Origin of the sequence: Alistipes sp. i18-0019-D1, assembly GCF_042852885.1 — a bacterium.
Lineage (GTDB): Bacteria > Bacteroidota > Bacteroidia > Bacteroidales > Rikenellaceae > Alistipes.
In genome coordinates, this window is sequence record NZ_AP031424.1 from 2049661 (window position 1) to 2068799 (window position 19139).

Consider the following 19139-nt stretch of genomic DNA (forward strand, 5'->3'; position numbering starts at 1 on the left):
CCTTTTCCTTATTTAGAACCGAAATAAGTATAAATGCGTATCCTTGTGGAATAAAAAACGGCTACTTTTGAATGCTAATTCCGGTTTATTTATACTTTTGTGCGTCCAAAACGGAAAAAAGAGACACAAACTCATAATTACAAGACAAATATGGTTGATATTTTTGCACGCCTCGAGAAAAATGCGGGCGGACCGATCGGTCAGTACATGTCGTACGCCCACGGTTATTACGCCTTCCCCAAACTCGAAGGCGACATCGGCCCCCACATGGTTTTCCGGGGCAAGAAGATGCTCAACTGGAGCCTGAACAACTACCTCGGACTGGCCAACCATCCCGAGGTGCGCAAGGCCGACGCCGAGGGTGCTGCGCAGTTCGGCATGGCGGCCCCGATGGGTGCCCGCATGATGAGCGGACAGACCGTTTACCACGAGCGTCTGGAGCGTGAACTGGCCGCATTTGTCGGCAAAGAGGACGCCTTCCTGCTCAATTTCGGTTACCAGGGCATGATCTCGATCATCGACTGCCTGCTGACTCCCCGCGACGTGGTCGTCTACGATGCCGAGGCGCACGCCTGCATCATCGACGGACTGCGCCTGCACAAGGGCAAGCGTTTCGTCTTCGGCCACAACGATATGGATTCGCTGCGCCTGCAGTTGCAGCACGCTACGGACCTGGCCGAGGAGCAGAACGGCGGCGTGCTGGTGATCACCGAGGGCGTATTCGGCATGAAGGGCGACCTGGGCAAGCTCGACGAGATCGTGGCGCTGAAGAAGGATTTCCAGTTCCGTCTGCTGGTCGACGACGCCCACGGCTTCGGTACGATGGGTGAGGGCGGCCGCGGTACGGCGTCGCATTTCGGCGTCGTGGACGGTGTGGACGTGCTTTTCAACACCTTCGCCAAGTCGATGGCCGGTATCGGCGCATTCGTGTGCGGTCCCCGCTGGCTGATCAACCTGCTGCGTTACAACATGCGTTCGCAGCTCTATGCCAAGTCGCTCCCGATGCCGATGGTGGTCGGTGCGCTGAAGCGTCTGGAACTGATCCGCAACCATCCCGAATACCAGGAAAAACTCTGGGAGATCGTCCGCATGCTCCAGAGCAGCCTGAAAGAGAACGGCTTCGAGATCGGCGTGACCAATTCGCCTGTGACTCCCGTCTTCCTGAAAGGCGGCATTCCCGAGGCCACGAATCTGGTCGTGGACCTGCGCGAGAACCACGGTATTTTCTGCTCGATGGTGGTTTACCCCGTGATTCCGAAGGGCGAGATCATCCTTCGCATCATCCCGACGGCGGTACATACGCTGGAGGATGTGAAGGTTACGATCGAGGCTTTCAAGGCAGTTCGCGAGAAACTCGAAACCGGCGTATACGCTTCGATGCCCATTCCGGCACGTGCCGACGAGGGCTTCATGATCCGCTAAAAAACGGTTTTCAGATACGGATGTCCCCGGCTTTGCGGCCGGGGACATTTTGTTTTCAACAAAAGTCGCCGAAAAATTTTGCAGAATAAATTTTTCATTTTATATTTGCAGTCCCGAAGCGCAGGAAACGACGGTTTTCCGCGGCAGGGAAGATAGATTTTGCGGAAATAGCTCAGTTGGTAGAGCGCAACCTTGCCAAGGTTGAGGTCGCGGGTCCGAGTCCCGTTTTCCGCTCACGGGGCCTTTGAAAGAAGGTGCAACAAGAAGCAGAAAACCTTATGTATCAATGATATGTAAGGTTTTTTCGTTTTTAGGATGAAGCCGAAAAAAGCAACGGAATGCAGTTTTTTACGACCTTATCGGTGACCTGTTTCGCTCGGACCCGAAATAGGTCACTAATGTAAGTTATTGCATTAATTATCAGCTTTTTGCCTCGCAACAATTCTATGCTGTAAACGTATTACTAACAAACTATTTACAGCAGTATGGAAAGAAGACTTTCAACAAAGTTGAAGTTCATTCTCGCCTCGGCATAGCTCGAACAAGTTCGGCTATGCCCTCGGCTCGGCGAACTTTCAGCGTGGTTTTCTTCTGCAAGAAAACCAAAGTAACGAAAAAGGGCAAGGCCCCGATCTATGTGCGCATCAAGACCTGCGGCACGGCTACGGAGATTTACACGCGATGCCAAATCGAACCGGAGCGTTGGAATCAACGGCTTGAACGGTCACTCTACAAGGATGAGATAGACCAACAGATCAATAGCATCGTCGCCAGCTACCGGGCCAATGTCCTCGCGGCCTATGACCAGTTAATCAAGGAGGGCAAAGAGCCGACGTGCTTTGCTATCAAACACCGGCTTGAAAACCCCGCGGGCAATGCGCGTCTGTTTCTTGCTGAGTTCGGGAAATATTGTGACAAACGGCAGAAAGAGGTCGGAACACGGATCACCCAACTCACGGCGAACAAGTATCACCGCCTGCTTCGCTACCTGAAAGAGTATATGCAGGCGCAATACAAAAAGGAAGATATTCCGCTGGGTATGGTTAATTACGAGTACCTCGACGGACTGAACACCTTTATCCAGACGGCCCATAACTGCAAGACTAACGGTGCGGTCAATCTGTTGTGCTGTTTGAAGAACTTTATGCTGTACGCTATCCGCAACGAGTGGATCGAAAAGAATCCGTTTCAGTACTACAAGCTAAAGCCCGAACACAACAAGTCGAAAGACCACTTGACCAAAGCGGAATTGGATGTTTTGATAACCAAACCTATGCCGAACGAGCGGATAGAACGCATTCGGGACGTGTTCGCGTTCTGCTGCCTGACGGGACTTGCCTTTACGGATGCCGACCACCTGCGCCCGGAACATATCAGCGCGGATGATAGCGGGCAGTTGTGGATTCACAAGCCCCGCGAGAAAACCGCCGTAATGAGCCGCATCCCCTTGTTGCCGCATCCGGTGAAACTTCTGCGAAAGTACGAGCACGACCCGAATTGCCGACAGCGCGGAAAGATGCTGCCCGTACCGAGCAACAGCAAAATGAACGCCTATCTGAAAGAACTGGTGGGCATCTGCAATATCGACAAGACGCTGACGACGCATGTCGCCCGGCATACGTTTGCCTGCCTTGCCGTGGAGTACGGAATGCCGATAGATGTGCTGGCAAAGATTTTAGGGCATACCAATACGAATATGACCCGGCATTACGCGAAATTCTCGGAGGGCTTGATCGGCCGGGAGATGCAGAAGATCGGCAGTATCTTCGCTAATCCGGCATGATAGCCTACAACGAAAGGCAGGGCGCACAGGATTTGGAATGATCCCTGATGCGCCCCGCCTTTCGTTTACATAGCCCGACCTATTGCGGGTGGTAGGTTGGTTTGTAATTCTTTGTCAGCGTTTCCCGGATCGCCGATTCGGGATAGAGGATGTTGCGCTCGCTTATTGCGACAAACGGTATCTGCCGCGTATCGCGGAGCGTTTGCAAGGTTCGGGGAGAGATGTGCAGATATTCGCAAACTTCCTCCCCAGTAAGATAGCGTTCCGAGCCTATTAATGGCTGATAGTTCGCAGCAGCCAGTTGCAGGGTTTCTTCGGCCCGGTCGATCATAGCGAGCAACTCCCGGACTTCCTCGCTCTCCATCGTTAAATAGTCCGATTCCATGCTACACGTCCTTTCTGATTGTCCGCTCCCGCAGGAATCCTATTACGTCAGGTTCCCGATAGAAGAACTTACCGCCGACATTCGAATAAGGTAACACCCGCCTGTCGCGATAACTTTGCAACGTGCGCTTGGAAATCCGTAATAACTGACAGACTTCCGGCCCGTCCAGTCAGCCGTCAGGCGACGGCGGATTGTACCGCATTCTTGTTCGTTGTGATTGAGCGGCCAATGCTTCCAGCCGTTCCGTGAGCACTCTTCATACGCGCTCGTCCATACAAATACTTGTCATAAAAATTTGAATTAAATAGGTTAATAATAAATTTCATTTGCAAGGTAATACCGAATCGAAGGTTTCCGGAACCATGGCCGCTCCATGCCGCCCAGACCGTCCGCCTTCGATGCTCCTGCAAATCCGACGGCAAGATAAGGTGTGTCGACCGATTTGGTACTGGCTGGTCCCCCGATCGCCCTCAATCGCCCTAATTGGCCCCAAGAATCGGGCGGATTCCGTAGCATAACTCCCGGCCTCTCTCCTCGGTGTTCCTGCAAACTTGGCGGCAAGATAAGGGCAGCGGCCCGACTTGGTGCTATCCGGGTAGTGAACGGTTATGAACGGTGCTAATTGACCCCGAAAACCGGACAAAATCAGCCGCAGTTTCGGAGTATTGGCGCAAAAATCAGACATCCGGACGTTTTGTCCGTACTGCGGAGCAGTTCCGCGCAGCAGGACGCAATAATATCAGGCGTGTAACAGATTGGCAAATTGTATATTATCTTCGCCGCAAACCTTAAAATCCGACATATTTATGACTACCCGAACCATCCATTCCACCCCGGCGATCTTCCGTCCGTCGTGAAGAGCCGCCCGCCCTGTTTGTAGTTTTCCAATCTCCAGCCTTTCCGGGCACTGACTTCCCCGATCTGTCCGCCTGCGCCTTTGCGTGAGCGTCGATGCGATACGTCCCGCCTTTGCCGTCCTAAGCCTCCGCCGACTATATCCGGCGGGTCTTGCGGGCCAGTTTCGGCGGGCCGTGTCCGGGGCTTCGGCCCCGGCATCGACCGCTCCCGAAAACAGAAGAAGCAAGGTTGTGTTTTCGTGCCACAAAAATCTGCCGTTGGCAGTTTTTGCAACCACTTCAAACAACCTTGCTCTGCGAGGCTATCCCATTCGGACTGCTCCCGGGTCGGGTCGCATTCCGAAACGCCCGCCGCTCCCTGCCGTCGCCGCGGGCTTGGGATTCAGGGCGTCTGCGACGCGGGTTTACGACCGCGCCTGCTCCACTCGTTTTACTCGGTCATCCGGCAGCGGTCGGACGTGCGGCCATGCGCTGAACTAACACGGGTTCGCACATGGCCGAGAACCGAAAGAACAAGGGCGGCAGACCGCCCAAAACCGCCGCCGCAAAGCACTCCGAAACCGTCCGTTTCCGCGTAACGGCCGCCCAGATGCAGACCCTGCAACAAAGCGCAGCGAAAAGCAGGCTGACCCTGTCGGAATACGCCCGGCAAATGGTGCTTGCCGGAAAGGTCATTGCCCCGGCCAGCCCCGAAGAACTGGGCCTAATCGCCGAGCTGACCCGCGAGAAGAACAACCTGAACCAGCTTGCCAAAGCCCAGAATGCCGCAGGAGCCGCAACGCGGGAAGCAGAATTGATCCGGATCATCCGGTTTTACAATCGGATGATTGCCAAACTGAAAAGAGAGTAGCAATGATAGGAAAAATCGTAACGGGCAAATCGTTCGGCGGAGCCGTCGAGTATGTCCTCATGAAAGAGAAAGCCCGCCTGCTGGAGAGCGACGGGGTAGATACCGAAAGCATCCGCGCCATTATCGACGACTTCAATTTCCAGCGCAAGGCCCGCCGGGAGATCGCAAAAGTCGTCGGGCATATTTCGCTGTCGTTTCATAAGGACGATGCGCCGAAGCTGACCGACGGGCGGATGCGGGAACTGGCGACGGCCTACATGGAGCGCATGGGAATTGCCGACACGCAGTATATCGTTGCCCGGCACAACGACACGAAACATCCCCACCTGCATATTATCTACAACCGGGTGAAATACGACCGGACGCTTGTGGCGGATAAGAACGAACGCCGCCGGAACGTCAAAGTCTGCAAACAGCTTAAACGCCGATACGGGCTGACATTCTCCAACGGCAAGCAAGACATAAAGACTGAACGGCTCCACGGAGCGGACAAGGTGCGGCAGGAGGTGTTCGACGCCATAACCCGCACCCTGCCCAAATGCGACCGGATCGCCGACCTGTCTGCCAAACTGAAACGGCAGGGGATCGGCATGCAGTTCATCCACCGGGGTAACGACCCGAAGAAAGCGGTTCAGGGCGTAACCTTTACCAAAGACGGACTGACATTCAAAGGCTCGCAGGTAGACCGCAAATTCAGCTATGCCGGATTGTCGAAGACGATCCGCGAACGGGTCGAGACGTTAGCACGGGAAGCAGCCGACGAGGAGATCAAATACATACGGCAAAGACGGCGGGAGCAGGAACGCAACACAACGCCGAAGCCGCGGAAAGAAGAAAGGCCGCAACCGCCGCAGGTCAAACGGGAAGAAACACCCCGCCTGCAACAGTCACGGCAGACACAACCGGCTTCAGCCGAACCGCAACCCTCCGCGCCGCAGCAGGTTGAAATCGGCGGTACGCGCTTTACGCAGGAGCAATGGCGGCAGTTGCAGGAGAACCGGATGCTGCGGATAATCGTTCGCCGCAGCGATGCAAATATGCTGCGCGAATACTGGTTCGACAATGCAGGAGGGGTGCAACACACCCTTATCGCCTTGCGCCGCAGGGATGAAGCCTTTACCCGTGAATTGGTTACAGCGATAAAAGGCTGTCGGCTGACGGTGCAGGAACAGAAACAGTTGTATTCCGAGCAGGGGTTGATTAAGGCGTTCCGAAAGCAGGACGGAACGGTTTACCGATCCCGGTTCGGGGTGGAAGCAAAGCCCGGACAGAAAGATATGCTGTCCGAGTGCGTATTATCTGTGCAACAGCCGCAAGAGGTGAAGCCCGACATAAAGCCACAGGTCAAATCGGAACAGCAACAGAAACCGAGGCCGCAGGTGATTACAGTACCGTCGAAGAAAAGAGGACGGCATCTATAACTTGTTTTTTATTAGATAGTAATGGAAATCAGAGCCATATATAATGTGATTTACTACTTCTTTTTCCATTCTATTCTCAATGGTAATCCATCATCACTTAAAGCATATTTAAGTTCAAACTCTCCATTTTTGTATTCAAAGACTAATTTTACAATTTTGTGTGATTCTTCGTGAATATTATGGAAGTAGTATGGCAAAATTCTATCTAATTCTTTTAAACCATACTGTAATATATTATTAATGTCATCCTCTGACGGATTTGTAAGAATTATTTGAGTTGCTACTTTTTTATCGTTAGAATCATATACTGTAAAATTAAAATCCAACAACTTTTCTTTCTCTTCTTTTTTCCTTTTTGTTAATGTGGTTAACAATTTAATAAGGGTATCATAAGCATCTGATCCGATCTTGTTTAAAAAACCTGTTGCAATAGCTCCCAAAATAAAACAGCCTGTAATTTTTAAGATGGAAAGAGGATCTAATGCTTTTTTTATTTCTTCCGAAGCAGGCTCATTGCATTGTAAGAGGTTTGTTAATTTATTTATATTTTCTTGATCCTCCTTGTTTTTAAAATTTCTATCGTAACAAATGCCTCTATGTCCTTTATCAAAGAACTCTACATTAACATATTTATTATTAAGTTGTGTTAACTTCTCATTGCCTCGAAAAAAATATTCTCCTATTGCATCTAATGCGTATTCTCCGTCTTCTAATCTTACAATTTCAGCAGCAAAATAACGTCCAATGGGCATAATTCGGGGGTCATGTTCAACGGTCATTGGAATAATACTTTCATTAGTTGCCTTGCACATATCTTCCAATATCCTTAATGACAGTTTATCCCCGTGTTTATCAAGATGTGTTGTTGCTATTCTGGCTTTAACTTTTTGCATAATTAATTAAAATGTCATAATTAGTTAGTTTTTCTTTGCAGACCTTTTCCACGATGTCGCGCAATAGTTCGATCTTGGGGACGAGGGCGTCGATGTCGGCTTTCGTTACAACGAATTTGTCGTTGTAGCGGGCTTCCAGATAGGCGCGGCGCAACAGGTCGAACAGGCGTTTTTCTTCGTCCGTGTCGCAGGGGAATACTTTTGCCAGTTCCAATGTATAGGGTTTGCATTTCCCGATCAGAAATTCAAGGTCGTGTTCTTTATACCCGTAAAGAATATAAACCAACGGGATAGCTTTTAGAAAATACTCGGCAGCTTGGTGAAGATAAAAAGATGCTTGGACAAATCTGTTTTTGTGGATGTTAGTAATAGCGTCATCAAAGAAATATGTAGCGCGAGTATATTTGCTTATATAATATTCTTCCGCCATCTTCTTAATCTCGGCATAATCCAACTTTCCGGGTGTGGCTAACTGACATTCGCCCGAATCGTAGAGCATGATTCCCTTTGCGACGATCTCGACGTAGAAATAACGTCCCATCGTCAGGGCGTCGTTCAGCTTGGAGATGCTTTCGTTGATAATCTGGGGTCGGGGCAGGTTCTCGTCGTTCTTTCCGGCTGCAAACCGCTCCCTTATGCGTGATTCCACCGTGCTTTCCCTTTCACCCAGCCGACGCTTGGTCACGACCAGCAGATCGTAGTCGCTCATGTAGATTGTCCGCACGCCGTAGTCGCGCCGTTCGTCGCGTTCGACATAGGTATTCGCCGCATAACTCCCGTACAGGATAATCATAACGACATCTTTCACCTCGTCGCGGATCAGTGCGGCCAATTCGCGTAAATCCCGCTGTTTGCGTTCGGGCAGAAAGTCGATGGAGTTCTTCATACCCACAAAATTAGCAAGATTTTTCCAAAAACACACGGCCCGTTGGTATTAGATTCGAAATTGTTCGTATATTTGTTTCACGATTCCTTGAAGCAGTTTCGTTGTATAGGGGCGGCAGAAGCCGTCCGGGAACAAACTGGCAAGCAACTACTATGCAAACTTCAAGGAATTATCTCGATTCGGCATAGCCGACGGACATAACATATAAAGGGTAAACAACTCTTTATACCTAACAGCAAACATAGGAACCTCTTTCGGGAGGGTTTGAAATTGGTATAATGGTTGTCAGTCCTTGTTATGTCCTGCCCATTCCGGGCGGGACAGGCAAGGGCGCAGGACAGCTGCCGATTTCGGGTTTCCTATGACCTGCTGTTAGGGGCTGCAAATGCGCCCCTTTTTTATTTCCATCCGGGGCGCACTCACACAACTCAACCCCGGTATTATGTCACGGCAAATCAATCGGAAAGAGGCGTTTTCGGCATTCGTCGGCCCTTGGTCGGCGGGCATTGCCGTGTCTGCCGGGGGCTTCACAAGGACGGCGGACATGGCCCTGAAATCTGGTAGTAACACGCAAGTAATCCCGTGCCCGGCCGTCCTTTTTATTTTGCGGATGCGGGCGGCCGAAACGGATTCTTCAATCTGTGAAGTTGCGTCACTTGATTGTTTCGGTCCCGCCTCCGCTTTTTAATCCGACAACCACAAACTATGGAACCTGCCTTTACCCTCGGCATCTTGTACGGCTGCGGCCGCGGTTTCCGCACGGCGCAGTATTTCGAACAACTCGCCGCATACTATCTGAAATCCATGTCGCGCGTCCGGGTGCTGATCGCCCTGACGGGCAAAGCCGAGCGGTCGGTTGCGGCCTGCCTTTTGGAACAACGGGCGAAGCACTCCGGGCTGGAGGTCGCCGTTGTGCTGACGGCCCGACAATGGCGGGAATATCTGCAAAACGTTTCGCACGGCAAAGCCGCCGAATGCAACCCGATTATCGATGCGGCGGATCGTCGGGAGGTGATGGAACAATGCGCGGAGCGTTTTTCGCCTCCGGAGCTGTTCCGGCTGTTTATCGAGCGTTGCGACCTGCTTGTTTTTCAAGAACACCATGCCGGGGCGCAGATGGTCGGACTGCTGCACGAACTGCTGACGGATATGGCCGTGCCGCTGCCCGTGCAATACGAACTGCTCCATCCCGGCTATGCGAGCCTGCATTATCCGGCCGACCGGAAGCAGTACCGAATATACGGAGGCCCTTATTACGATCCCTATCAAGAGATTCGGCAGAGCGTCGCCTACCTGCGGCGCAATAATTTCGTGATCCGGGCGGAACACCTGCCGATGATCTTCGTGCGCAAATGGCGGTCCGAGCCACCGCCGGGGTGGTATCATTACCTGACGACCCCGGACGATACGGATGCGATATTCCGCCTGCGGGAAACGCCGCGCCACGATCATCTTTCGCTCAAGGTGTTCGCATACGCCTATGCCGTAAGGCATGATATGTGGGCGGGAGGCCGGGCAACCCCGTCGGGGGCCGACGCGATAAGGCGGTTCCGGCAATTCCGGCAACTGTTGGAGATCATAGCCGCCCGGCGGGAAGCGGGGGAGCGGGTGGAAGCGTTCGACCTGATGGATTTCGACGGGTACGATAAAATACTCCGCCAAAATAGATAGAATAAAAGATTTGTTTTTGTCTAAAATATTGTGTATCTTTGTATTGACGCATAGAAATGCAGCAAGGCGCAAAAGGTGAGCTGCTTATCGGTGACCTAAAAAACCAAAGAACGCCGTAACATATTGATACATAACGGAAAGAAACCCAAGGTTCGGTTTCCGTTTTCCGCTCCAAAACAGACGATTAAATCCTTACGATAAGCCAATTAGCGAGTTGTGAGGATTTTTTGTTTGTGGCGGTTAACGATCTGTTAACCGATCTTCTACGTTGCATTGCAGCAGTCTGTATCGTAAAAAAGAACTCGTTAGCGCAAATATGCGGTAAAATTAATATAAATCAACATAGATTTCGATTTTACACGCTGCCCGCTCTGCCTGCATCCTTTGCTGTAATGCCCATTTTACATTTCTCTTGACGAATCGGGGTGCTTATATTAACTTTATTTAAGTATAAAGTGCAGCTCATACTAAAAAAGAACTGCACTTTTTGGGATGAACGGGGTGTCAGAAATCGGTCCTGACCACCCGGAAACCGACATTGGCGTAGCCTTGTGCCCCGATTCTCACATCATCCGATTTCTCCGAGCGGCAATCGTCGCGTTTGGAATCCCAAGCGCCTCCTTTGACGATATACCGTCCGTTCGCATCGGTAGAAGAGGTCCACTCCCAGCAGTTGCCCCAAAAGTCAATACCCCCACAGGCACCTGTCGATTGACTGTATGCGTCCACCGCGGTCAAGCCTAATTCAACATGATTGGAATTCATGGCGACATCCTTGGGCATGTGTCCGGCACCGAGAACCCACTCTTCTTCGTTCGGCAGACGGTAGATGTGTTTGGTGTTCCGTGCCGTAAGCCAGTCGCAATAGGCTTCGGCCTCGTCGATCGAGATATTTACGACCGGATAGTTCTCCTTCCCTTTATCGTAAGTAAATCCGGACTTGAACATGGCGTATTCGGCATTGGTGACAGGCGTATAGCCGATGTAGGCATTCGGAGCCGATGCACCGCGCAGCACCATCCAGCCGTCGTTCGGGTCCTCGTCCCGCCGCGGGTCGATGAACCGCAGGAATTGCTGTTGTATTCTGATGTCACGGTTCTGTACCATCTCGTTCACGATTCCCTGCATGTGTTCCACGATGCTGTATGTTTTCGCCTCGCGCTCCAGTTCACGAAGCTTGTTCTTCTTTCTCGCCACCACCTTGTCGTAGCGGATACCCATCCGATCCAATAACGCCTGTCGGTTAGCCTCTGTCGGGTTTCTCCGGTACTGAATGAAGAGGTTGTGTGTTTTGGAATCCATCTTGGGCCGTCCCTCTTCGACAAGCGGAGCACCGGGTTTGTCGAACTCCAATTCGCTCTCCACCAAGTCGTCGGGACTTATAAACGTTCCCGGCTCCACGGTCTGATGCACGCCGAAATAGTGAGCCACAAGGCCGTTGCGGTAGATGGAAAGCCGGTAGCCTCCGTAGAGGTCGCAAGGCAGGGTGGAGATGTAGTAATCCTTGCCGGGCGTGAAGCCCGACTCGGCGGCGGCTCTGAACGTGACAACGGAACTTGCGTGTTCTATCGTTTCCACCGTATCGGCGTCCTCGTCCATACGCGCCGTACCTGCCAGCGGATTGCCGTCGACGCTCTCCAGCTCCACCTTCGTTACGCCCGAAAGACGGGTGTTGAACTTTATTCCGCAATTTGTTGCGGAACTGCCGTCATATCCGCCGTCTTTGTCTGTCTGGACAGCCGGAACCACGATCGTATTTTCTTTGCTATTTCCCTGTGCGGACACTACGGTGCCCGTCACAATGGCGAGCGCCATTGCTAAAAACAACTTTTTCATGGTTGAATATTGTTTTAAGAATTATATAGAATCCGTTCTTACCACCCGGAAACCGACATTGGCGTAGCCCTGCGAACCGTTCCGTACGACATCCGATTTTTCGCTGCGGCAGTCATCCCGGCTGGAATCCCAACTGCCTCCTTTGATAATATACGAGCCGCTTGCGTCCGTCGAGAAGGTCCACTCCCAGCAGTTGCCCCAAAAGTCGATGCCTCCGCAGGCTCCGGTCGTCTGGCTGTAAGCATCCACCGCCGTCAATCCGGATTCCACACGTCCGGCGTTCATGACGACATCCTTCGGCATGTGTCCTGCGCCCAGCACCCACTCTTCGTCGGTGGGAAGCCGATAGGTGTGCACGTTGTCCTGGGCAGTGAGCCAGTCGCAGTAAGCCGTGGCTTCGGCGATCGTGATGTTCACCACCGGATAATTTTCTTTGTCCGCATCATAAACGAAATCCGCTTTGAATGCGGCATATTCGGCGTTTGTCACAGGTGCATAGCCGATGTAGGCATTCGGAGCCGAAGCGCCGCGCAGCACCATCCATGCGTCGTTCGGGTCGTCGTCGTTCCGAGGGTCGATAAGCCGCAGGAACTGCTGTTCGAGCCGAATATCCCGATTCTCGACCATCTCGTCCACGATGGTTTGCATCTCTTCCACGAGGTCGGGGGTTTTCGCCTCCCGCTCCAGTTCGCGGAGCTTGGCTTTCTTGCGAGCCACGACTTTGTCGTAGCGGAGTCCCATCTGGGCCAACAACGCCTGTTTGTTCTCTTCCGTCGGATCTTTCTGATACTGACGCAAAAGGGCGCTTGTGGTGGCATCCAGTTCCGGGCGTTCCTCTTCCACGAGCGGTGCATCCGGGTCGTCGAACTCCAGTTCGCTCTCCGCCAAATCGGCTGGGGTTATATAATCGGCCCGTTCCACCGTCTGATGCACGCCGAAATAGTGAGCGACAAGTTCGTCCTTGTAGATGGAAAGCCGGTAACCGCCATAGAGGTCGCAGGGCAGGGTGGAGATGTAATAGTCCTTGCCCGGAGTGAAGCCGGCAGCATTATCGGCAGCGTTGAAAACCAGTATGGAGGCTGCGTTTTTCGTTTCAGCGACTACGGGCTTTCCCTGTTCGTTCCACTTTATCGTGGCCGTGCCTGACAGGGTGTAACCGTCGACGCTTTCCAACTCGATCTTCGTTACTCCCGACATCTGAAAGTTCAGTTTTATGCCGCCGCCGATGGCCTGAAAAGTCAGGGATTCGGAAACCGTGCGGGCCACCGATACGGCAGCCTTCGCATCGTAGCCGTCGCCTTCCGCCGTTTGTGCGGCGGGAACGGTTACGGTCACGCTTTCACGGTCGGAAGATACCGCGTTCTCTGCGGGGTACACGCCATACAAGGGATTGCTGTCGGTGAACGTGCCTTCGACGGAGCCGGAAAGCCCCGATGTGCCGCCGGATGCCAGCGTGGAAACGCTGGCCGCTTGTCCGTCGTGAAACAATGTTATCCCGTCGCCTTTACTCCAACTTCCGTGAAGTCCGTCGGCGATGGCTGCGGTAAGGCTATTCCCGGCAGGAACTTGCTCCTGTTCAAAAGTATTGTCCTTCGAGCACGATACGAGGGCAAACAGTGCCGCAAAGCAGAATAAGGTGCTGGTTTTCATATTTCCGTATATTTTATCTTTGTTTTTGAATCATGCCTTAATAGGTCAAACGTACCCTGTACAATGACTGGCTTGCCGCTACGAAAAGGGCGTTTCCATCGTCTTCCCCGAAGCACAGATTACGAATCCGGTCCTTTGCCGAGAATGTAATGCGTTCTTTTTGCGCTCCTTCCGGGGAAAGTACGACTACACCTCCCGCAGAGAAAGCGATGAAAAGACAGCCGCTCTTATGGCAGGCGATGCCGTCGACCTCTCCGTCTCCGGAAATCTTGCAGAGCGTCCGCTTGTTCACAGGTGCTCCCGCCGAGGTCAGGTCGAAAACATGGATCGTATTGGAACTGCTCTCGCAAACATAGAGTTTCGAGTGGTCGGGCGAAAGCGCCACGCCGTTGGGCTTCGTCATGGAATCATCGGCAAGGATGGCTTCATCGCTATTCTTAACGACATAATACACCCCTTCGAAATCCAGTTCCCGATCCTCCGGTTCGACACCGTAATCCGGATCGGTGAAGTATACGGTCCCTTGTTTGCTTACGGCAATATCGTTCGGGCTGTTCAGTTTAAGCCCGTCATACGAGCCGACAACCGATGCGATCTCGCCCTCTTTGTTCAGTACAGCAATGTCTCTGGCCATGTGACGGCATACCCAAAACAGCGTGCCGTCATAGAAGATGCCGTTCGAATTCTCACTGGGGCTTAAAAAAGTCGTAACGCCGTCACGCTCGGTCCACTTATAAATCTTATTGTCGTTGAGATCGCTGAACAGCAAATAGCCGTCCGCGCACCATGCAGGCCCTTCCGTAAACCGGAATCCGCTTGCCAGAAGTTCCGGTTCCTGCAACATGAACGATTGAAGCTGCTGCCGTTCGCCGCCGTTCGTTTCGCATGAAAGACACAGGATCATCGTTGCGAAAAATAGGTGTTTGCTCATGTCCGGTCTTTTTTGACTTCTGATTGCCCCTTCGCTTTTTCGGTTTTCCGGCGTGCGGCGGCCTCTTTCTGCATCTGGCGATAAATCGTCTCCTGCTCGGCCGTCAGGACCGAGGCGATCTTTTCGTTCAACTCGGCCAATGCCTTCTTGCGCTCTTCGGGCGTGAACTTTCGGGCATTGAACTCGGCGCAAAACAACCGGATCTGCTCCTTCTGTTCGTCGGTCAGTTTCAATTTGGCGTCCATGCGAGCGATGCGCTGCTCGGTGCGCTGTTGCGGCGTCATGCGTTTTTCCTGCTGCGCGGGCTGTGCCGCGGCGATCCGGCATGCGGCCAATACGGCCAGCATTGCAAATACGATTTTTTTCATAATACGTTGTTTTTAGGTTTTATCGGTTCTTATTTCATGAATCCCACGACTTCGTATTTCACGCCTTTCTTCGTCGGCACGGCCTTGTAAATCACCCCGTCGTAAACGAAACGGATGCCGTCGTCAGTCTCGATGGTTTTCACGCCGTACTCGGGCAGTTCGGGAACCTGCATCCCGATCTGGGGCAGGACCACTTCGTACTTCTTACCGACTTTCCGATAATAGACTCCGGCTGCGTAATAATAAGGTACGTCTCTGAAACGGATTGCGATGCAGCGGTGCGGACGCTTCAAAAACCGCATGCCGATATGCCACCGAGGACCTCCGACCCGAATGGTCGCCGTATGAGGACGGCGGGCCGCGCCTTCGGCCTGCTGACCGATTCCGGCAAACATCATTGCCGCGAGAACCAACACGATCTTTTTCATAGCTACAACAATTATTCGGTTTGCTGAAACGAAGATAGCCGGTAGAGAGACAGAAAAAACGCCCGCCCCGGAATGTAGTGGCGAACGGCACGAAAACGGGGGCGAACGACCTGCCGGGAATTTTCACGAATGCCCGAATCTTGCTATCTTTGTCCACGGATGAACCGATAACCGAAATGCGCACGAACAACCGTCTGCCCCTTGTGATCGACCTGGCTTTCTGCCTCGTCCTGGTGCCTTTCATGATCTGGCTGCTGCCGGTCAGTCGCTGGGCCGCGAGCAACGCGCCGTTCGTCGTATTGTTCGTGGGGTGGCTTTACGTCGTCTATTTCGCATACCGCTATTATGCCGTTCCGCGCATGTTCCGCGGCCGTCGGCAGATTGTCGCGGCCATTGCCGTTATCGCCGTCACTCTCGTTGTGACGTGGCTTATTTCCCGCTACCGCTTCGAGATTCCCCAGCAGGCCATGCCCCGGATGCGGCCCCGGCCTTATGCTCCCGAAATGACGCCCCGTGGGGGTCTGATGATTCTCCATCAGCGGGCCGTGTGGTTCCTTTATGTCGTCGTCGCGGCATTCAGTTTCGCCGTGGGCACGCTTGCCGAGCTTTACCGCCAGATCGTCGAACGGCAGGCCGCGGAGCACGAACGACGGAAGGCGGAGCTGGCTCTTTACAAAGTCCAGATCAACCCCCATTTCCTGTTCAATACGCTGAACACCCTCTACGGGCTGATGCTGACCGACGTGTCACGGGCCGAGACGGCGTTCATGCAGTTCATGGACCTGACCAAATACATGTACACCAACGCCGAAAAGGATAAGGTTCCTCTCCGGGCCGAGATCGACTACATCCGCCAGTATATCGAGTTGCAGAAAAACCGCATGAACGACCGCACGCATGTCCATTTTTCGGTCGAGAAACGCAATGAGCGTCCCGATGCCGCGATCGCCCCGATGATCCTCATCACGTTCGTGGAGAACGCACTTAAATACGGCGTGTCGTCCCATGTGCGGAGCGATATTTTCATCGGTTTGGCCCTCGACGGCGATTGGCTGCATTTTACGACCCGCAATCCGGTCGTCGTGCGTCCGTCCGCCGAGAAGAGCGGCTTCGGCATCGTCAACTGCCGCAAGCGGCTCGACCTGCTTTATCCCGGCCGCTATACACTCGAAATCCGGGAACAAGCGGACGAATACCGCGTAACGCTCGATCTTAAACTGCATTGAAATGAACTGCATCGCCATCGACGACGAACCCGTCGCATTGAGTGTCCTTACCCGTTATTGCGAACGAATGGGCGGCATGGAATTGAAAACCTATTCCGATCCCGTCGTCGGAATGCACGAGGTGCTGCGCGCCGCGCCCGACCTGTTGTTTCTGGACATTCGGATGGGGGAGATCAGCGGCGTGGAGCTGGCCCGCGAAATTCCGAAAGGAACCTTTCTGGTCTTCACGACAGCCTATGCGCAATATGCCGTGGACGGGTACGACCTCGACGCCGTGGATTTCCTGCACAAGCCCTTTTCCTATCCGCGCTTCTGCCGCGCAGTCGAAAAGGCCCGGCAGTTGCAGGCGCTTCGGGAACTCTCGCAGCGGTCCGCCACGGAGGAAGAGACGATTACGGTCAAGGTCGAATACCGGAATGTGAAAATTCCCCTCTCGGAGATCGTCTATATCGAGGCGATGGACAACTATGTCCGCATCCACCTGCGCAACGCACGTCCGGCGCTCCCGCAGATGAGCCTTCGGAACCTGCTGGAACTATTGCCCGACACCTTTGTCCGCATTCACAAATCGTTTGTCGTGCCCTTGCGCCGTGTCGCCTCCTATACCCGCACGGGCCTTATGCTTAATGGCTCCGATACGGCGCTGCCGATCGGACGGGCATTCTATGCCGATTTCATCGAAAGGATGAATGACAGAGATCGTTAATGAAGTTTCATGCCCTGCTTTTGGCCCGGTTCGATATTGATTCCCAGACGTTCGTAAAACTCCTTCCGTTGCTGTTTGAACCGCACGTCATCGTCTCCGTTTATGGTGAACCGAAATCCGCTCAGCCCGTCTTTGTCGGGTTTGAATTGCAGGACTGTCTCGTCGGCTTTGAACGTCTGGTTGTATTTTATTGAATGCAGTTCTCCTGTATATCGGTAAGACTGCATCGTAAATAACGATCTCGCCCTCCTTCGTTCTTGCAATAGTTTTCCCATTTCAACAACCCCTTTACATAGGGGCACAGATCATTGACACGCATCAAGGCTTTCACGATCTGTCGGGCTTCCAGTTTCAGGACGGTGGGTTCTTTCCCGTGCCTTGCCTGCATGGTCTTTATCTCGCATCGGGCATCCCGTTTCGCCTGCAAAGCGGCAGTAGACCGTCAGCGTTTGTCGCAGTTCTTTGAGCTTCTCCCTTGCCATCACATCGTCGGCGCACAGGCGCGGGCGGTCTTTCTTGGTGCGGTAGGTTCTCTTTCCGTTTTGGGTGTTCTTTGCCCGCTCTAACTTGGCCTTCCGCCGCTCTCCCCGGACGATGGGCACGACGGTCGCGTGAATATGGGGCGTTTTTTCGTTCAGGTGCAGGACGGCCGACACGCCATTTTCTTTTTCGAAAGTCTTTTGCAACCAGCCGCCGGAATCTCTGCACCATGCGTCCGGTTGTCCAGCCTGCCGGATATATTTCATGTCTTCGGGGCTTCCGGAGAGCATGACACGCAACGCCCGACTTGATTCTTTCGTAAATATCCGAAAAAGTACATACTAGAATAAAATAAATGGTTGTAAAGTTTGTAATAAAAGAAAAAACAGCTAAATTTGTTATAGAAATATGCAACTGATCATTTAATAAAGGATTGGTTGCGCTGTTTGTCGAATCAAAAAGACCAAATACCCTAAACAGCAGACAAGCAGTTGGGAACGCGTAGCAAAATGCGCGATTCCTGATTGTTTTATATTATGCTGTTCCGATTTGGTCTCGGTTGATTCATCAATACGACAGTCCGGTTTCGCGCACTTTTTAAGATACCATCAAAAAAAGTGTAAAAGAAATGAACAGCAGAAACCGAATCACTCCTCCGCCCCTGGTCCCCGGGCAATTTATTCCTTTCACCCGACAGCGTTCTTATTATGGCCTTCCGGGAACAGTTTATAGGGAATTTACGACGAAACTACCTGCAGCATCATTTATTTGGAGTCGAGCAGCCGAGATTTACAGGAATTTGATTTTAGGCATGCTTCTCGTCCCCTTCCTTATCGTTACCGGCGGTTATCCACGCGTTCGGAACTGCGGGACTATATGTCCGATCTATCCTCGTATGAGAACTCATGGTCCGGCTAACACCAACCCCTTCTTTTGCCATGAGCCGGCTTAAGTACTACCTGTACCGTGCCGCTTTGGTTCAGTGGGTCGATTCTCTGTTCTACGAAGCGGGGAATGCAAAACGGAGCCATATTCGCGCTTATAGTCAGCTTGTACGTCGGCTGTGCGGTATTGGCGAAGAGACCTTCCGCAATTATCTGCACTATCCGGCCGGTTCGCTGGCCGGATATGAACTGCCCGGGGATTTGAGGTACCTGTTGCTGATCTATGTCACCACACGCAAAGCACTGCCAGGAACAGAATCGGCGCGCTATCTGCAACATCTTGCAGCGCAGAGCGCCCTTGCTGTAGAATCGGCCCGTCGCAATGAAGGTCCTGTAACTGCCGATAAACTGATCGAACACCTTCATTCGTATCCGAAAGACAAGAAATGAGTGACGCAACTC

The 19139-nt window shown here is 52.6% G+C and carries 18 protein-coding genes and 1 tRNA gene; 9 read left to right on the forward strand and 10 right to left on the reverse strand.

Translation table 11 applies throughout. The features are described 5' to 3' along the window. Nucleotides 1-150 precede the first annotated feature (150 nt). From ACGHP5_RS08445 to ACGHP5_RS08455, 3 genes are all read left to right on the forward strand, one after another. Nucleotides 151-1422: a pyridoxal phosphate-dependent aminotransferase family protein gene (locus ACGHP5_RS08445; protein ID WP_337756717.1), complete on the forward strand. Its 1272-nt coding sequence runs from the start codon at nucleotides 151-153 to the stop codon at nucleotides 1420-1422. Between the two features lie 161 nt (nucleotides 1423-1583). Beyond that, a tRNA-Gly gene (locus ACGHP5_RS08450) sits at nucleotides 1584-1656 on the forward strand. A 319-nt stretch (nucleotides 1657-1975) separates the two neighbouring features. Beyond that, the gene (locus tag ACGHP5_RS08455; protein WP_337756729.1) at nucleotides 1976-3205 is read left to right on the forward strand and encodes a site-specific integrase; all 1230 of its coding nucleotides are present in this window, start codon (nucleotides 1976-1978) and stop codon (nucleotides 3203-3205) included. A gap of 79 nt (nucleotides 3206-3284) precedes the next feature. Here ACGHP5_RS08455 and ACGHP5_RS08460 read toward each other — a convergent pair whose 3' ends face one another. Together ACGHP5_RS08460 and ACGHP5_RS08465 are read right to left on the reverse strand one after the other, a co-directional pair. Continuing rightward, complete coding sequence (locus ACGHP5_RS08460; protein WP_337756731.1) at nucleotides 3285-3590, reverse strand: helix-turn-helix domain-containing protein; 306 nt, start codon at nucleotides 3588-3590, stop codon at nucleotides 3285-3287. Nucleotide 3591: 1 nt separating this feature from the next. Continuing rightward, a complete protein-coding gene (locus ACGHP5_RS08465) occupies nucleotides 3592-3759 on the reverse strand; it encodes a helix-turn-helix domain-containing protein (protein WP_337756738.1) in 168 nt (55 codons plus the stop codon). 1181 nt (nucleotides 3760-4940) lie between these two features. Here ACGHP5_RS08465 and ACGHP5_RS08470 point away from each other — a divergent pair. Both ACGHP5_RS08470 and ACGHP5_RS08475 read left to right on the forward strand, forming a co-directional pair. Continuing rightward, nucleotides 4941-5297, forward strand: a complete 357-nt coding sequence (locus tag ACGHP5_RS08470; RefSeq protein WP_390566210.1) for a plasmid mobilization protein — start codon at nucleotides 4941-4943, stop codon at nucleotides 5295-5297. A 2-nt stretch (nucleotides 5298-5299) separates the two neighbouring features. After that, nucleotides 5300-6718, forward strand: coding sequence for a relaxase/mobilization nuclease domain-containing protein (locus ACGHP5_RS08475; RefSeq protein WP_390566212.1), 1419 nt, complete (start codon nucleotides 5300-5302; stop codon nucleotides 6716-6718). A 53-nt stretch (nucleotides 6719-6771) separates the two neighbouring features. On the opposite strand, the gene ACGHP5_RS08480 is transcribed toward ACGHP5_RS08475, so the two are convergent. Both ACGHP5_RS08480 and ACGHP5_RS08485 read right to left on the reverse strand, forming a co-directional pair. After that, complete coding sequence (locus ACGHP5_RS08480; protein WP_390566214.1) at nucleotides 6772-7611, reverse strand: hypothetical protein; 840 nt, start codon at nucleotides 7609-7611, stop codon at nucleotides 6772-6774. Then, complete coding sequence (locus ACGHP5_RS08485; protein ID WP_390566216.1) at nucleotides 7598-8497, reverse strand: HEPN domain-containing protein; 900 nt, start codon at nucleotides 8495-8497, stop codon at nucleotides 7598-7600. Before ACGHP5_RS08485 ends, ACGHP5_RS08480 begins: the two co-directional genes overlap by 14 nt. Before the next feature lie 705 nt (nucleotides 8498-9202). On the opposite strand from ACGHP5_RS08485, the gene ACGHP5_RS08490 reads away from it, so the two are divergent. Beyond that, the gene (locus ACGHP5_RS08490) at nucleotides 9203-10168 is read left to right on the forward strand and encodes a hypothetical protein (protein ID WP_390566217.1); all 966 of its coding nucleotides are present in this window, start codon (nucleotides 9203-9205) and stop codon (nucleotides 10166-10168) included. 504 nt (nucleotides 10169-10672) lie between these two features. On the opposite strand, the gene ACGHP5_RS08495 is transcribed toward ACGHP5_RS08490, so the two are convergent. The 5 genes from ACGHP5_RS08495 to ACGHP5_RS08515 are packed head-to-tail and all read right to left on the reverse strand — an operon-like array spanning nucleotide 10673 to nucleotide 15381. Beyond that, nucleotides 10673-12004, reverse strand: a complete 1332-nt coding sequence (locus ACGHP5_RS08495; RefSeq protein WP_390566219.1) for a formylglycine-generating enzyme family protein — start codon at nucleotides 12002-12004, stop codon at nucleotides 10673-10675. Between the two features lie 21 nt (nucleotides 12005-12025). Continuing rightward, entirely contained in the window at nucleotides 12026-13654 is a 1629-nt protein-coding gene (locus ACGHP5_RS08500) for an SUMF1/EgtB/PvdO family nonheme iron enzyme (protein WP_390566221.1), read from the reverse strand. Nucleotides 13655-13691: 37 nt separating this feature from the next. Further along, nucleotides 13692-14585: an SMP-30/gluconolactonase/LRE family protein gene (locus ACGHP5_RS08505; protein WP_390566223.1), complete on the reverse strand. Its 894-nt coding sequence runs from the start codon at nucleotides 14583-14585 to the stop codon at nucleotides 13692-13694. Further along, nucleotides 14582-14953: a hypothetical protein gene (locus ACGHP5_RS08510; RefSeq protein ID WP_390566225.1), complete on the reverse strand. Its 372-nt coding sequence runs from the start codon at nucleotides 14951-14953 to the stop codon at nucleotides 14582-14584. The genes ACGHP5_RS08505 and ACGHP5_RS08510 overlap by 4 nt, the downstream gene beginning before the upstream one ends. A gap of 29 nt (nucleotides 14954-14982) precedes the next feature. Continuing rightward, nucleotides 14983-15381, reverse strand: a complete 399-nt coding sequence (locus ACGHP5_RS08515) for a DUF6515 family protein (RefSeq protein ID WP_276722597.1) — start codon at nucleotides 15379-15381, stop codon at nucleotides 14983-14985. A 176-nt stretch (nucleotides 15382-15557) separates the two neighbouring features. Here ACGHP5_RS08515 and ACGHP5_RS08520 point away from each other — a divergent pair, with 176 nt between their 5' ends. Both ACGHP5_RS08520 and ACGHP5_RS08525 read left to right on the forward strand, forming a co-directional pair. Further along, entirely contained in the window at nucleotides 15558-16607 is a 1050-nt protein-coding gene (locus ACGHP5_RS08520) for a sensor histidine kinase (RefSeq protein ID WP_276722595.1), read from the forward strand. A 1-nt stretch (nucleotide 16608) separates the two neighbouring features. Continuing rightward, the gene (locus ACGHP5_RS08525; RefSeq protein WP_337772681.1) at nucleotides 16609-17313 is read left to right on the forward strand and encodes a LytTR family DNA-binding domain-containing protein; all 705 of its coding nucleotides are present in this window, start codon (nucleotides 16609-16611) and stop codon (nucleotides 17311-17313) included. Nucleotides 17314-17618: 305 nt separating this feature from the next. On the opposite strand, the gene ACGHP5_RS08530 is transcribed toward ACGHP5_RS08525, so the two are convergent. Continuing rightward, nucleotides 17619-18059, reverse strand: coding sequence for a plasmid recombination protein (locus tag ACGHP5_RS08530; RefSeq protein WP_337772682.1), 441 nt, complete (start codon nucleotides 18057-18059; stop codon nucleotides 17619-17621). Nucleotides 18060-18731: 672 nt separating this feature from the next. Between ACGHP5_RS08530 and ACGHP5_RS08535 the strand changes: the two genes are divergently transcribed. Next, nucleotides 18732-19127, forward strand: a complete 396-nt coding sequence (locus ACGHP5_RS08535; protein WP_337772684.1) for a hypothetical protein — start codon at nucleotides 18732-18734, stop codon at nucleotides 19125-19127. Nucleotides 19128-19139: the final 12 nt, after the last annotated feature.

What these genes read in the sequence shown, in the direction of transcription:
- ACGHP5_RS08475 (WP_390566212.1), top strand. Translation starts at nt 5,300, where the DNA reads ATGATAGGAAAAATCGTAACGGGCAAATCGTTCGGCGGAGCCGTCGAG.
- ACGHP5_RS08455 (WP_337756729.1), top strand. Translation starts at nt 1,976, where the DNA reads ATGCCCTCGGCTCGGCGAACTTTCAGCGTGGTTTTCTTCTGCAAGAAA.
- ACGHP5_RS08510 (WP_390566225.1), bottom strand. Translation starts at nt 14,953, where the DNA reads ATGAAAAAAATCGTATTTGCAATGCTGGCCGTATTGGCCGCATGCCGG.
- ACGHP5_RS08500 (WP_390566221.1), bottom strand. Translation starts at nt 13,654, where the DNA reads ATGAAAACCAGCACCTTATTCTGCTTTGCGGCACTGTTTGCCCTCGTA.
- ACGHP5_RS08530 (WP_337772682.1), bottom strand. Translation starts at nt 18,059, where the DNA reads ATGAAATATATCCGGCAGGCTGGACAACCGGACGCATGGTGCAGAGAT.
- ACGHP5_RS08525 (WP_337772681.1), top strand. Translation starts at nt 16,609, where the DNA reads ATGAACTGCATCGCCATCGACGACGAACCCGTCGCATTGAGTGTCCTT.
- ACGHP5_RS08515 (WP_276722597.1), bottom strand. Translation starts at nt 15,381, where the DNA reads ATGAAAAAGATCGTGTTGGTTCTCGCGGCAATGATGTTTGCCGGAATC.
- ACGHP5_RS08505 (WP_390566223.1), bottom strand. Translation starts at nt 14,585, where the DNA reads ATGAGCAAACACCTATTTTTCGCAACGATGATCCTGTGTCTTTCATGC.
- ACGHP5_RS08535 (WP_337772684.1), top strand. Translation starts at nt 18,732, where the DNA reads ATGAGCCGGCTTAAGTACTACCTGTACCGTGCCGCTTTGGTTCAGTGG.
- ACGHP5_RS08470 (WP_390566210.1), top strand. Translation starts at nt 4,941, where the DNA reads ATGGCCGAGAACCGAAAGAACAAGGGCGGCAGACCGCCCAAAACCGCC.
- ACGHP5_RS08445 (WP_337756717.1), top strand. Translation starts at nt 151, where the DNA reads ATGGTTGATATTTTTGCACGCCTCGAGAAAAATGCGGGCGGACCGATC.
- ACGHP5_RS08480 (WP_390566214.1), bottom strand. Translation starts at nt 7,611, where the DNA reads ATGCAAAAAGTTAAAGCCAGAATAGCAACAACACATCTTGATAAACAC.
- ACGHP5_RS08520 (WP_276722595.1), top strand. Translation starts at nt 15,558, where the DNA reads ATGCGCACGAACAACCGTCTGCCCCTTGTGATCGACCTGGCTTTCTGC.
- ACGHP5_RS08495 (WP_390566219.1), bottom strand. Translation starts at nt 12,004, where the DNA reads ATGAAAAAGTTGTTTTTAGCAATGGCGCTCGCCATTGTGACGGGCACC.
- ACGHP5_RS08460 (WP_337756731.1), bottom strand. Translation starts at nt 3,590, where the DNA reads ATGGAATCGGACTATTTAACGATGGAGAGCGAGGAAGTCCGGGAGTTG.
- ACGHP5_RS08490 (WP_390566217.1), top strand. Translation starts at nt 9,203, where the DNA reads ATGGAACCTGCCTTTACCCTCGGCATCTTGTACGGCTGCGGCCGCGGT.
- ACGHP5_RS08485 (WP_390566216.1), bottom strand. Translation starts at nt 8,497, where the DNA reads ATGAAGAACTCCATCGACTTTCTGCCCGAACGCAAACAGCGGGATTTA.